The organism is Caulobacter sp. UNC358MFTsu5.1, assembly GCF_000712075.1.
GTDB lineage: Bacteria > Pseudomonadota > Alphaproteobacteria > Caulobacterales > Caulobacteraceae > Caulobacter.
Genome location: NZ_JONW01000006.1, coordinates 523,032 through 535,535, shown reverse-complemented (window position 1 = coordinate 535,535; position 12,504 = coordinate 523,032). Strand labels below are relative to the sequence as shown.

Annotated in this window: 14 protein-coding genes; 8 read left to right on the top strand and 6 right to left on the bottom strand. The window is 70.2% G+C overall.

The genetic code is table 11. The features are described from left to right. The first annotated feature begins 67 nt into the window (after nucleotides 1-67). Nucleotides 68-418, top strand: a complete 351-nt coding sequence (locus tag BR39_RS0111215) for a lysozyme inhibitor LprI family protein (RefSeq protein ID WP_029911418.1) — start codon at nucleotides 68-70, stop codon at nucleotides 416-418. Nucleotides 419-439: 21 nt separating this feature from the next. Here BR39_RS0111215 and BR39_RS26125 read toward each other — a convergent pair whose 3' ends face one another. Beyond that, entirely contained in the window at nucleotides 440-811 is a 372-nt protein-coding gene (locus BR39_RS26125) for a DUF2750 domain-containing protein (protein WP_081916678.1), read from the bottom strand. A 56-nt stretch (nucleotides 812-867) separates the two neighbouring features. Further along, nucleotides 868-1,806: a 4-hydroxybenzoate octaprenyltransferase gene (ubiA, locus tag BR39_RS0111210; RefSeq protein WP_029911415.1), complete on the bottom strand. Its 939-nt coding sequence runs from the start codon at nucleotides 1,804-1,806 to the stop codon at nucleotides 868-870. A 232-nt stretch (nucleotides 1,807-2,038) separates the two neighbouring features. Here ubiA and BR39_RS0111205 point away from each other — a divergent pair, with 232 nt between their 5' ends. Beyond that, nucleotides 2,039-2,272 (top strand): hypothetical protein, encoded by a 234-nt coding sequence (locus BR39_RS0111205; RefSeq protein ID WP_029911412.1) that lies wholly within the window; start codon nucleotides 2,039-2,041, stop codon nucleotides 2,270-2,272. On the opposite strand, the gene BR39_RS27265 is transcribed toward BR39_RS0111205, so the two are convergent. Continuing rightward, nucleotides 2,269-2,397: a hypothetical protein gene (locus BR39_RS27265; protein ID WP_255347293.1), complete on the bottom strand. Its 129-nt coding sequence runs from the start codon at nucleotides 2,395-2,397 to the stop codon at nucleotides 2,269-2,271. The two genes, BR39_RS0111205 and BR39_RS27265, sit on opposite strands and share 4 nt — an antisense overlap. Nucleotides 2,398-2,554: 157 nt before the next feature. Between BR39_RS27265 and BR39_RS0111195 the strand changes: the two genes are divergently transcribed. Both BR39_RS0111195 and BR39_RS0111190 read left to right on the top strand, forming a co-directional pair. Continuing rightward, nucleotides 2,555-2,860, top strand: coding sequence for a DUF454 family protein (locus BR39_RS0111195; RefSeq protein ID WP_029911409.1), 306 nt, complete (start codon nucleotides 2,555-2,557; stop codon nucleotides 2,858-2,860). 46 nt (nucleotides 2,861-2,906) lie between these two features. Next, nucleotides 2,907-4,700 carry an ABC transporter ATP-binding protein gene (locus BR39_RS0111190; protein ID WP_029911406.1) on the top strand — a complete coding sequence of 598 codons (1,794 nt, stop codon included), beginning with the start codon at nucleotides 2,907-2,909 and terminating at the stop codon, nucleotides 4,698-4,700. A 41-nt stretch (nucleotides 4,701-4,741) separates the two neighbouring features. Here BR39_RS0111190 and BR39_RS0111185 read toward each other — a convergent pair whose 3' ends face one another. Further along, complete coding sequence (locus BR39_RS0111185) at nucleotides 4,742-6,526, bottom strand: DUF4153 domain-containing protein (protein WP_051695435.1); 1,785 nt, start codon at nucleotides 6,524-6,526, stop codon at nucleotides 4,742-4,744. A gap of 137 nt (nucleotides 6,527-6,663) precedes the next feature. Between BR39_RS0111185 and BR39_RS0111180 the strand changes: the two genes are divergently transcribed. Beyond that, on the top strand, nucleotides 6,664-8,193 hold the full coding sequence (locus BR39_RS0111180) for a UbiD family decarboxylase (protein WP_029911401.1): 1,530 nt from the start codon (nucleotides 6,664-6,666) through the stop codon (nucleotides 8,191-8,193). Between the two features lie 68 nt (nucleotides 8,194-8,261). Here the strand turns inward: BR39_RS0111180 and BR39_RS0111175 are convergent, their stop codons facing one another. Then, a complete protein-coding gene (locus tag BR39_RS0111175; protein ID WP_035018355.1) occupies nucleotides 8,262-9,128 on the bottom strand; it encodes a DUF817 domain-containing protein in 867 nt (288 codons plus the stop codon). Between the two features lie 42 nt (nucleotides 9,129-9,170). Between BR39_RS0111175 and hisI the strand changes: the two genes are divergently transcribed. Next, nucleotides 9,171-9,572 carry a phosphoribosyl-AMP cyclohydrolase gene (hisI, locus tag BR39_RS0111170; protein WP_029911396.1) on the top strand — a complete coding sequence of 134 codons (402 nt, stop codon included), beginning with the start codon at nucleotides 9,171-9,173 and terminating at the stop codon, nucleotides 9,570-9,572. Between the two features lie 97 nt (nucleotides 9,573-9,669). Continuing rightward, nucleotides 9,670-10,299 carry a LysE family translocator gene (locus tag BR39_RS0111165; RefSeq protein WP_029911394.1) on the top strand — a complete coding sequence of 210 codons (630 nt, stop codon included), beginning with the start codon at nucleotides 9,670-9,672 and terminating at the stop codon, nucleotides 10,297-10,299. A gap of 96 nt (nucleotides 10,300-10,395) precedes the next feature. Here BR39_RS0111165 and BR39_RS0111160 read toward each other — a convergent pair whose 3' ends face one another. Then, nucleotides 10,396-12,105 (bottom strand): alkaline phosphatase, encoded by a 1,710-nt coding sequence (locus tag BR39_RS0111160; RefSeq protein ID WP_029911391.1) that lies wholly within the window; start codon nucleotides 12,103-12,105, stop codon nucleotides 10,396-10,398. An 80-nt stretch (nucleotides 12,106-12,185) separates the two neighbouring features. Between BR39_RS0111160 and BR39_RS0111155 the strand changes: the two genes are divergently transcribed. Then, nucleotides 12,186-12,491: a ferritin family protein gene (locus BR39_RS0111155; protein WP_029911389.1), complete on the top strand. Its 306-nt coding sequence runs from the start codon at nucleotides 12,186-12,188 to the stop codon at nucleotides 12,489-12,491. Nucleotides 12,492-12,504 lie beyond the last annotated feature (13 nt).

Here is a 12,504-nt window from a genome sequence, read left to right as displayed (position 1 = left end):
CATTCGGCGTCAGGCTGACAGAATGACCCGACGTCACGCCCGCTTCGACACCCTTGGGGAGACCGCCATGCGCCCGCTTCTGATCGCCCTCGCCCTGACCCTCGCGGCCGGCGCCGCCCCGTCGCTCGCCCACGCCGCCAGCTTCGACTGCCAGCGGGCCAAGGCTCCCGACGAGAAGGCGATCTGCGCCTACCTGCCGCTGAACGACAAGGACGTGCGGATGTCGGTGCTCTACGAGATCAACAAGCACACCCTGGCCATGGGCGGCCGCGACGCCCTGCAGGACCAGCAACGCCAGTGGCTGACCGAACGGCGGCGGTGCGGGGCCAACCGCTCATGCCTGATCCGCCTCTACGACCGGCGGCTGGGCGAGCTGGAGAAGACGACCGAGCGAATCTACCACGCGGGGCCGTTCTAGGGCGTTCCCGCGTTTGGGACGCTAGGACGGATCAGCGTTCTCGGGCATCAGCGCCACCACCGCGTCCCGAACTCGGCTTGGCCTGAGATCAAATCCTGCGGCGCGAGGACCGCTCCAGTTCACGCCGACAAGGAAGCCGTCCTTTTCCAAGCCAGGAACCCAACGGCTCGCGAATTCCGGCCAACTGATTTCGACCGGCCTGAATCCGGCATAGGCGGGAACGTTCTTGATGATGCGTTCCACACGAGCGCGTGTGGACCAGAAGGGCTGGGCGCGCTGACCCGAAGCCGTTTTTGGCGCGGGATAACCGCCCTCATCCGCAACGGTCCAGACAACGCCGTGCTTCGCGACATCGCGATAGAAGGCCCATGCTTGGGAAGCGGCTTGTGACATGCGGTTACTGTGGCGCTTGGGATCAGCGCAGGCAAGGAACCGAAGGCCGACCTCCCCTACAGCCCCGGCGGTTTCCACATCCCCGCCGCCAGGGCCAGGACCAGCACGAAGCCGACCTGGGCGTTTGACTTGAATAGGGCCAGGGCCCCGACCGGATCGTCCAGCCGCACCCGGGCCGCCTGGCGCGACAGGTGGACGGCGACCAGGGCCGCCAGGGGCAGGAACAGCGGGCCCAGGTTCCCGACCCAGGCCGCGGCCATCACCAGCACGAAACAGGCCGCGTAGAAAGCCAGGACGCCCTTCTGCACGTGCGCGCCCAGCCGGCGGGTCGACGACTTCACCCCGGCCAGGGCGTCGTCCTCGAGGTCCTGGATGGCGTAGATCGTGTCGTAGCCCAGGGTCCAGAAGATCCCCGAGGCGTAGAGCAGGACGGCCGCCCAGGAGAGGGTGTGCGTGGCCGCCGCGTAGCCCAGCAGCGCGCCCCAGTTGAAGGTCAGGCCCAGCCAGGCCTGCGGCCACCAGGTGATGCGCTTCATGAACGGATAGCCGGCCACCAGGGCCAGCGAGGCCACGCCCAGGCCGATGGCCAGCCAGCCCAGGCACACCAGGATGCCGAAACTGACCAGGCAGCAGCCGACCACGAAGGCCCAGGCCTGCTTGACGCTGATCAGGCCGGCCGGGATCGGGCGCATGGCCGTGCGGCTGACCTGGGCGTCGAAGTCGCGGTCGACGATGTCGTTGAAGGCGCAGCCGGCCGCCCGCATCAGGGCCGCCCCGACGAAGAAGGCGATCAGCAGCCACGGATTGGGCCACTCGCCCTTGCCGGCCGCCGCCAGGGCGATGCCCTGCCAGCCGGGCAGCATCAGCAGCCAGATGCCCGCCGGCCGGTCGAACCGTCCCAGCTTCAGCCAGGGCCGCAGGGCCGGAGGCGCGTGGCGATCGACCCAGTTGCCGGCGGCGGCGTCGGGCAGGATGGCGGTGTCCGGAGAGCTCATGGCGCAGGCTTAGCCCCGGCCTCCCGCCTCGCGCAACCGCGCCGAACCGCAGCCATAGAGACTTCCGATCTCGATCCGAAAAACGATCAATTGGATTGATCGGGCGGAAACGACCAGAGTGGCTCCAGCGAAACGGTGATCCCCCCACCGGTTCGCGAACCCGAGGCGGGCCGCCGTTTTCCTTCCCCCCAGCGCGGCGGCCCGCCTCCTAGAGTTTCGAAAGGTTTCCGCCATGACCCACATCATCGACCGCCTGGAAGCCTGGACCCTGCTGGCTCTTGGCCTGGCCGCCGGGATCGTCGCGCCGCATCCGGTCACCACCGCCCTGTGGACCGCCGCCGCCCGCGCCTTCGAGCGGGCCGGCGATGTCGGGATGGTGGGACGGCTGACCTCGGGCACGAAGTTCGGCGGCCGCGTCCGCGCGGGCCTGCGCGGCGACCGGCTCAGTCACCTGCGCTTCGCCTAGATCCCGTTGGGGCCCGTCAGCGGCAGGGTCATGGCCAGGGCCAGGACGAGCAGGCAGACCACGACATAGGCCGCCAGATAGGCGGCGACCGCGATCCTCGGCGTTCCCGGACGATCGATCCTCATGGGCCTCGGCTCCTCGCCGGCAGGACGGTGGACGCCGGCACAATGATACCGGTCAAGTTGAGCGCGCCATCAGGGAATCCCTGGTTTTGCCTCGGGTGTAACCCTGAGGCCGACAAAGCCTTCCCGTCCGCGCCGTCATCCCCCACATTCCAGCTTCATGACCGACGCCCCCCGTCCGCCCCGCGAGCGCCCGACCCGCAAAGGCCTGTCCCGTCCCGTCCACTGGGCGCTGGACGGCCTGGGCGTGGCGCTGTTCGCGACGGGGGCCGTGGGCGCCTTCGTGCCGGGCATGCCGACCACGGTGTTCTGGATCGGGGCGGTCATGTGCTTCCTGAAGACCCGCCCCCACGCGGTGCGGCCGCTGCTGCGCACCCCGATCATCGGCCCGGCCATCCGCTGGTACCTGCGCTGGCGGCCGTTCGGCGGAGCGCGGCGCCGGGGCAACACTTCCCGGAAGGCTTGACCAGCGCCTCGCTTCGCGCGGAACGAGCGCCTATCTGTCCTCCACCATGACCGACGCGATCGACGACGAGGATGAAACCGGCGGACGCCGCCGCGCCCTGAGCAACGCCCGGGTGCTGGGCTTCATCGCGCGCTTCTGGCTGCGCCGGAGGGGCCTGTTCCTGGCCGGCGTCGGCCTGACCCTGGCGGCGATCTGCTTCGACCTGGCCCTGCCCTGGGCCTCGGGCCGACTGATCGACACGGTGACCAAGGGTCCCTCGGCCATCGACGCGGCCTGGGGGGCCTGGGCGGCCTTCGTCGGCGTCTATCTGGGCTTCTCGCTGATCCGCAACCTGGCCATGCGGTTCTGGATCCCGCTGGCCGCCCGCAACATGGAGGAGATGACCAACGAGGGTTACGCCCGCGTCCAGGCCTTCTCGTCCGACTGGCACGCCGACAGTTTCGCCGGCGCCACCGTGCGCAAGCTGACCCGCGCCATGTGGGGCTATGACAGCGTCACCGACGCAGTGACCATCTGGCTGGCCCCCAGCCTGATCGTGCTGGTCGGCCTGTCGGTGATGCTCTTGCTTCGCCAGCCCTTGGCGGGCGGCGTGGCGCTGGTCGTCGTCGCCGGCTACCTGGTGATGAACCTGGTGGTCACCGCCCGCTACGTGCGCCCGGCCAACCTGAGGTCCAACGCCCTGGATTCGAAGATCGGCGGGACGCTGGCCGACGCCGTGACCTCCAACCCCACGGTCAAGAGCTTCGGGGCCGAGGCGCGCGAGAGCGCCCGCGTGGCCCAGATCACCGCCGCCTGGCGCCAGGCGGTGATGGTCACCTGGCACAAGTTCACCAACGTCTGGCTGGGCCAGAACCTGCTGCTGGTGCTGCTGCAGGGCGGGCTGACGGCCGCGATGATCCACGCCTGGGCCAAGGGGACCGCGACGCCCGGCGACGTGGCCTTCGCCATCACCGCCTTCATGCTGATGAGCGGCTACCTGCGCAACATGGGCGAGAACATCCGCATGCTGCAGAAGGGCCTGGACGACACCGAGGACCTGGCCGCCTGGGAGGGCTTGGCCCCGCAGATCGCCGACGTCCCGCACGCGCCGGACTTCGTCAGGGGTCCCGGCGCCATCGCCTTCGAGGACGTGACCTTCCGCTACAAGTCGGCCGGCGCGCCGCTGTACGACCACTTCTCGCTGAAGATCGCGCCGGGCGAGCGCGTGGCCCTGGTGGGGCCGACCGGCTCGGGCAAGTCGACCTTCGTCAAGCTGGTCCAGCGCCTGCACGACCTGCAGGGCGGGCGGATCGTGATCGACGGCCAGGACGTCGCCAAGGTAACCCAGGGCTCCCTGCGCCGCGCCATCGCCGTGGTGCCCCAGGACCCGGCCCTGTTCCACCGCACCCTGCGGGAGAACATCGCCTACGGCCGTCCCGACGCGACCGACGAGGAGATCGTCTCGGCGGCGAAGAAGGCCCGCGCCCACGACTTCATCCTGCGCCTGCCCCAGGGCTACGACACGCTGGTGGGCGAGCGCGGGATCAAGCTGTCGGGCGGCGAGCGCCAGCGCGTGGCCATCGCCCGCGCCTTCCTGACCGACGCCCCGATCCTGGTGCTGGACGAGGCCACCTCGTCGCTCGACGTCGAGACCGAGGGCCAGGTGCAGGCGGCGGCCGAGGCCCTGATGCAGGGCCGCACGACCATCGTCATCGCCCACCGCCTGTCGACCGTGCGCGGCGCCGACCGCATCCTGGTCTTCCAGAACGGCCGCGTCGTCGAGGAAGGCCGCCACGGCGAGCTGAAGGCGGCCGGCGGGGTGTACGCGCGGCTGAACGCGGTCTCGGAAGGCGTGGGCTAAGGCCGGGGACATGCCCTCGCGGCGTGTCCCCGGCCGCTGCATCAGGGCTTCTTCTGGGTCAGGACGGTGGTCGCCTCCAACGCCGGGCCGCAGGACAACTCGGGCTGGATCCGCATCCGCTTGTCGCCGATGACCAGATCCTGGGCCGGCGGCGACGGCGCGACATGGACGCCGCCCGCCTCGAGCGCCTTGTCGAGGTCCCCGCAGAACAGGGTGGTCTGGCCCGTCTTGGCCCAGACGCCGGCCCCATCGACCTTGAAGACATCGAAGGCGTTGGCGGCCGACAGCAGGACCTCGGCCACGCCGTCTCCGTCCGTGTCGACCAGGACCGCCCGACAATCCAGGTAGCCCTGCAGGCAGATGGGTTCGTTCTCGACGTTCCAGGTTTGCCCGACGAAGCTCTTGGGCAGGGCCTGGCCCTTGGGATAGACCTTGATCTTCTTGAGGCTGTCGGGCGCCGCCACAAGCGTCGTCCGGTAGGGCCGGCCCTCGAGCTTGACCGCGGCCGCCGCCTTGCTCCTGACGACCGGATTGGGATCGCGCCGCAGGGCGTCCAGGGCTTGGCGACCAAAGCGGCCGCCGTCGAACCGCAGGGCGACGTAGTCGAACGCGTCGGCCGTGACCTTGCCCCCGCGCAGCCGCCCGATCTGGTCCTCCACCGACAGCCGCCGAGGATCGGCCACCGGCGTGAACAGGGCCAGCAGCACGGCGATCACCACGAAGGCCATGGCGATGTTGGTGGCCTCCAGCGCCTTCATCCAGGCGCCCGGGCGCACAGCGGCCAGCGTGTAGCCGACGGCGTAGCCCGTCGCGACCAGCACGCAGGCGGCGGCGACGATCCGGTCGGGGCTGAGGCCGTACTGGCCGATCCGCAGGGACAGGCCGTAGGCCGCCAGCACGGTGATCGGGACCAGCAGCACGCCCGCCAGCCGCGCGGCCCATTTCAGGACCACGGCGGTCTTCTCGGTCCCGTCCTGGTAGGCGGCGTTGGTCAGCAGGATCAGGAAGGCGTCGGCGGTCAGCAGGATGGCCGTGGCGCTCTTGGTCTTCCACAGCGGCTCCAGGCCCGTGAACGGCAGGGTCAGCAGGAAGGCCGCGGCGATCAGGACCATCAGCGGCAGCAGCCAGGCCAGCAAGGTCAGGGCCACCGTGCGCACGCCGCGCACCAGATTGGCCCGCACGTCGGTCAGCTGGACGGCGGCGGCGAACATCACGGCGGTGGCGGGGAAGGCGAACCACTCGTGCTGGATCAGCTTCTCGATGGCGTCGACGCCGATCAGCTTGAACAGGGCCGAGGCCAGGAACAGCAGCAGCCAGAAGGCCCCCGTGAAGCCCACCGACAGCACCGCCTGCACGCCGTGCTTCCAGGTGACGTCGAAATAGGTCGGGAAGCGGGCGATGCGCCGCCGCTCCATGTCGGCCGGCTGGACCAGATGGTGGCCGATGAAGATCAGGGCGGCGATGGCCAGGAAGGTCTGGGGCTTGAGGGCGTCGACGCCCTTGGCGTCGGGGTCCCCGGTCCAGACGCCGTAGGCGGCCAGGCCCGCCACGACCACGACGGCGAGGGCCTTCCAGATCGCCAGGGTGCGGAACCGCAGGGCCGACACGCCGGCCAGCACCACGAAGGGCACGAACAGCACCACCATCCACAGCGCCGCGTAGAGCTCGCGCTGGGTGGCCGGCCAGACCTTGGCTTCCCCGGCCTTGAACAGGCCGTACAGCAGAAGGCCCTGGGCCAGGCCGGTGGCCAGGCGGGCGATCGTCGCGCGGCGGACGGCGCGAGACTCGGGTTGGAGGTCGGCGGCTTCGTGCGGGGTGTCGGTCATCGGCGGACTCTCACAACCTTGGCTATTGCGGGGGACAGGAACACGTCGGGCGACCGGCGCCTAGGGTGAAGCTCGCGGACGCCACCTTGCCGGGGGAAGGGGCGGCCTCTAGGTTCCGCGCCGTTCAGGAGCGTTTCATGGCCTATCGCAGCTTGCGCGAATTCATCGACGTCCTCGAGGCGAAGGGCGAGCTGGTGCGGGTGACCGAGCCGGTGTCGACCGTGCTGGAGATGACCGAGATCCAGACGCGCCTCTTGGCCACGGGCGGGCCGGCGGTGCTGTTCGAGAACGTGATCCTGCCCGACGGATCGCGCTCGCCGATGCCGGCCCTGGCCAACCTGTTCGGCACGGTCAAGCGCGTGGCCATGGGCGTCACCCTGGGCGGCGAGCCGCGCACCACCGCCGGCGAGCTGCGCGAGGTCGGCGAGCTGCTGGCCTTCCTGCGCCAGCCCCAGCCGCCCAAGGGCCTGAAGGACGCCCTGGACATGCTGCCCCTGGCCAAGACCGTCATGGCCATGCGGCCGGGCACGGTGAAGAAGGCCCCGGTGCAGGAAGTGGTCCTGACCGGCGACGACATCGACCTGTCCAAGCTTCCCGTGCAGACCTGCTGGCCGGGCGAGCCCGCGCCGCTGATCACCTGGCCGCTGGTGGTCACCAAGGGCCCGGGCAAGGACCGCGAGGACGACTTCAACCTGGGCATCTACCGCATGCAGGTCCTTTCCAAGGACCGCTGCATCATGCGCTGGCTGGCCCATCGCGGCGGGGCGCAGCACTACGCCCGCCACAAGAAGGCCGGCAAGCGCGAGCCCCTGCCCGCCTGCGCCGTGCTGGGCGCCGATCCCGGCACCATCCTGGCCGCCGTGACCCCGGTGCCCGACACCCTGTCCGAGTACCAGTTCGCCGGCCTGCTGCGCGGCGCCAAGGTCGACCTCGTGCCGGCCAAGACCGTGCCGCTGATGGTGCCGGCCCACGCCGAGATCGTCATCGAGGGCCACGTCCTGCTCGACGAATACGCCGACGAGGGCCCCTACGGCGACCACACCGGCTACTACAACAGCGTCGAGAAGTTCCCGGTCTTCCAGGTGACGGCGATCACCATGCGCAGGCAGCCGATCTACCTGACCACCTTCACCGGCCGGCCGCCGGACGAGCCCAGCGTGCTGGGCGAGGCGCTGAACGAGGTGTTCATCCCGCTGATCCGCCAGCAGTTCCCCGAGATCGTCGACTTCTGGCTGCCGCCCGAGGGCTGCAGCTACCGCATCGCCGTGGTGTCGATGAAGAAGGCCTATCCGGGCCACGCCAAGCGGGTGATGCTGGGCGTCTGGAGCTATCTGCGCCAGTTCATGTACACCAAGTGGGTGATCGTCGTGGACCACGACATCAACGCCCGCGACTGGAAGGACGTGATGTGGGCGATCAGCACCAAGATGGACCCGGCGCGGGACATCACGGTGATCGAGTCGACGCCCATCGACTATCTTGACTTCGCCAGCCCCGAGAGCGGCCTGGGCTCCAAGATCGGCCTGGACGCCACCGACAAGCTGCCCCCCGAGACCCACCGCGAGTGGGGCGAGGAGATCCGCATGGACCAGGCGGTGATCGACACGGTCAGCGAGAAGTGGACCCGGCTGGGCCTGCCGGGGGACGGCAAGCCGATCTGGAAGTAGAGATCCTCCCCCTGTGGGGGAGGTGTTGGCGCAGCCGACGGAGGGGGGAGGAATGGGCCGCCGCCGCATCAGTCCCCCCACCGGCGCTTCGCGCCGCCTCCCCCACAGGGGGAGGACCTGGGAATGTGCACCACCGTCACCAGCACGTAGCTGAGCAGCATCAGCAGGTACCAGGCCCCCAGCTTGGCGACCGGGACCATCGACCAGCCGTGGCGCTGGCTGGGATAGGCCCAGGCGCCGGCCAGGGTGCCCAGGTTCTCGGCGAACCAGATGAACAGCGCCACCAGCCCGAAGCCGACCAGCAGCGGCATGCGGCGCGGCGTCCGATCGACGGTGAACACCACCCAGGTCCGCCCGAACAGCACCGCCGAGGCGACGAACAGGCCCGTCCGGATGTCGGGCCCGTAGTGGTGGGTGAAGAAGTTCAGATAGGCCAGGATCGCCAGCGCCCAGGTGGTCCAGATCGGCGGATAGCGCACGAACCGGAAGTCCATCAGCCGCCAGATCCGGGCGATGTAGCTGCCGATGCAGGCGTACATGAAGCCGCTGAACAGGGGCACGCCGGCGATCTTCAGGACGCCGGCCTCGGGATAGATCCACGAGCCGTGGGCGGTCTTGAACACCTCCATCACCGTGCCGACGACGTGGAAGACCAGGATCACCACGGCCTCGTCCCAACGTTCCAGCTTCAGGGCCAGCAGGGCGACCTGGATGGCGACCGAGGCGAGCACCAGGAAGTCGTAGCGCGCCAGCGGCGCGCCGGGCGGCCAGATCAGATGCGTGCCGACGATCAGGGCCAGCATCAGCCCGCCGAACAGGCAGGCCCAGGCCTGCTTCAGGCCGAACAGCAGGAACTCGTAGGCCCAGCCGCGAAGCCGCGAGCGCTCGGCCCAAGGGCGCGCCCAGGCGTCCAGCGCCGCGACCCGCGCCTTGATCCAGTCTTTGACGCCCGGCGAAGGGGCGCCATATGTGACCGCATGACCTCCTCGCTCTTCCCCGCCGCCGCCGACAAGACCGCGCTCGAGCGCGGGACCGCCGTCACGCCGCGTTTCGACGCCAACGGCCTGGTCGCGGCCATCGCCCAGCACGCCGACACCGGCGAGATCCTGATGTTCGCCTGGATGAACGACGAGGCCCTGAAGCTGACCCTCGACACCGGGATCGCCCACTATTTCAGCCGCTCGCGGAACAGCCTCTGGAAGAAGGGCGAGACCAGCGGCCAGCTGCAGATCGTCACCGAGCTGCGGATCGACTGCGACCAGGACGCGGTGCTGATCAAGGTCCGGCCGCAAGGGGACGGCGGCGCCTGCCACGTGGGCTTCCGCTCGTGCTTCTACCGCGTCTGGGAGGACGGGGCTCTGGTCGAGCGCGAGGCTTAGGGCTCTTCTCATCCCGCCAGCGTCCGCCATCGACGTCCAGACCATGGCGAGCCCGTTTGCAGACCTTGTGGAGATCATCGTCCATGGAGCGTTCGAGATGACCCCCTTCCAGGCCCTGATCGCCTTCGGGATCGCCGCCGGCCTGCTGACCATCACGCCGGGGCTGGACACCGCCCTGATCCTGCGCACGGCCGCCGCCGAGGGCTGGCGCCGCGCGGCCGCCGTGTCGGTGGGGATCGGCCTGGGCTGCCTGGTCTGGGGCGCGGCCGCGGCGTTCGGGGCCGGGGCGCTGCTGGTGGCGTCGCACGCCGCCTACACGATCCTGAAATGGGCGGGCGCGGCCTATCTGGTCTGGCTGGGCGTCAACCTGCTGCGCAAGCCGCGCGAGCGCTTCGACGCCGGGGCGGGCGAGGCGCCGCCGTCGGGCGGCCTGGGCGCGGCCCTGGCCAAGGGCCTGTGGAACAACCTGCTGAACCCCAAGGTCGGGGTGTTCTACGTGTCGTTCCTGCCCCAGTTCATCCCGACCGGCGCCAACCCCGCCGCCTTCGGCCTGCTGCTGGCCGCCATCCACGTGGTCATGGGCCTGGCCTGGGCCGGCGGCCTGATCCTGGCCACCGCCCCGATCGCCAAGGCGTTGCGCAAGCCCGGCGTGGTCCGGTGGCTGGACCGCGTGACCGGCGGGGTGTTCGTGGCCTTCGGCGTGCGGATCGCGCTGGAGCGGCGGTAACTAGAACCCCGCTCATCCCTGCGAATGCCGGGTCAGCCCCAAAGCCATTCCATCTGGGTCCCGGCATTCGCCGGGATGAGCGGAAAATAAGCGGCCCTACCCCTCCGCCAGCGCCTTCACCCCGCCCTTGTCGCCCGGCGTGACCACGAAGCGCTTGAGCACCCGGGTCTGGTACCTGGTGTCCAGGATCGTCGAGACGGCGATCAGCTCGCCCGTCGCCCGGCCGTGCTCGAGGGTCAGCAGCAGGAAGCCCTTGGCGCCCTGGTCGGTGAACTTCACCTCCTTGTTGGCCGCCACATAGGCCTCGCCGAGCGGCGCGCCGGGCAGGTAGTCGGCGTAGCCGGGCGAGGTCACCGAGGTGACGCCGAACTCGGCCGCCACGCGGTTGGTCCCCGCGTCGTCCCACAGCTCGTTGGCCCAGAAGGCGTGGCTGTCGCCGGCCAGCACGATCGGCCGCGCCTGGCTGGCCTTGAAGATGTCGTAGACCCGCGAGCGGTCGGCCGGATAGCCGTCCCAGGCGTCCAGGTTGCCGGGCGCGCCCGCCTGCGCCAGGACCCGGCTCTCCTCGACCGGCTTGGCGACATAGGCCGGCAGCTTGGCCAGCAGGGCGGCGTAGGCCTGGTCGCCCATGGCCGCCTTCAGGTCGGGCGGGACCACCCGGGCCATGACCACCTGGTTGCCCAGCACCTGCCACGCCGTGCCGGCCTGCATCGAGGCGTCGACCTCGCGGGCCAGCCACTGCTCCTGGCCCTGGCCCATCATCCGGCGGTCCGGGTCCTTGAGCTTGGCGACGAAGGCGGCGAAGTCGGGCTTGCCGTCCACGACCGGCAGGTCGCGGCCGTAGTCCAGCTGGTGGCTGCGGGCCGTCAGCCGGGTCTCGGTCATCAGCAGGGTGGCGACGTCGCCGAACTGGAACCGGCGCCAGGCGGCCTCCGGCAGGGTCCCGGCCGCCGGCTCGCGGATCGGCATCCACTCGTAATAGGCCTTGATGCCGGCGGTCTTGCGCTTGACCCAGTCGCCCTCGGTGGCCGGCTGGTGGTTCTCGGCCCCACCGATCCAGCTGTTGTCGGCGGTCTCGTGGTCGTCCCAGACCACGATCCAGGGCGCGCGGGCGTGGGCGGCCTGCAGGGCGGGGTCGGTCTTGTAGAGGGCGTGGCGGCGGCGGTAGTCGGCCAGGCTCAGCAGCTCGCGCGGCGGGTCGGGCACGCGGGTCTTGGCGGTGGGCGAGGCCATGCCGTAGTCGTCCGGCGCGGCGCCGTACTCGTATATGTAGTCACCCAGGTGCAGCACGGCGTCGACGCGCGGCAGCTTGGCGATGGCGTCGTAGGCGTTGAAATAGCCGTTCGGATAGAGCGCGCACGAGACCACGGCCAGGACCACGTCCTTGACCGCGCCCTTGGGCAGGGTGCGGGTCCGGCCGCCCACCGGCTTGCCGAAGGGCTTGCCGCTCCGCAGGTACTGGAAGCGGTAGAAATAGTCGGTCGCGGGCTTGAGGCCCGTGACGTCGACCTTGACCGTGTAGTCGCGGGACGCCGTCGCCCGGGCGTCGCCCTGGCGGACCAGCGTCTTGAAGCGGGGATCGGTCGACACCTCCCAGCGCACGGCGATGGGGGCGGTCGTCGCCTCCGCCGTGATCCGGGTCCACAGCACCACCCGGTCCTCCAGCGGATCGCCCGAGGCCGCGCCGTGCAGGAACTCGGCCCGCCCCGCGAACAGGGCGCGCGGCGTCGCCGCCATCGCCTCGCCCGCCGCGCCCGCGCCGCCCAGGCCGAAGAGGGCCAGGGCCCGGCGTCTGTCGATGGTCATGCTCAACTCCCCGAAGGTTCACGGCGCCGCTTGGACTTCTCGTGCGTTAGCCCCTGGAGACAACAGTAGGATGACGGTGCATGTCCAGCGAAGGCCTCCACGTCCCGCGCGAAAAGCTGCGCGGCAAGACGCTCAACCAGCACTACGCCATCACCTCGCTGATCGAGGAACTGGAGGCGGTGGACTGGTATCGTCAGCGGGCCGACGACTGCGACGACCAAGCGCTGCGCGAGATCCTGCTGCACAACGCCCGCGAGGAGCTGGAGCACGCGGCCATGGTGCTGGAATGGCTGCGCCGCAGCGATCCGGAGACCGACGAGCAGCTGCGGGAATATCTGTTCAAGGACGGCTCGATCGCCGGCCGCGAGGAAGAGGCGGAGAAGTAGCGCCAGCGGCCGG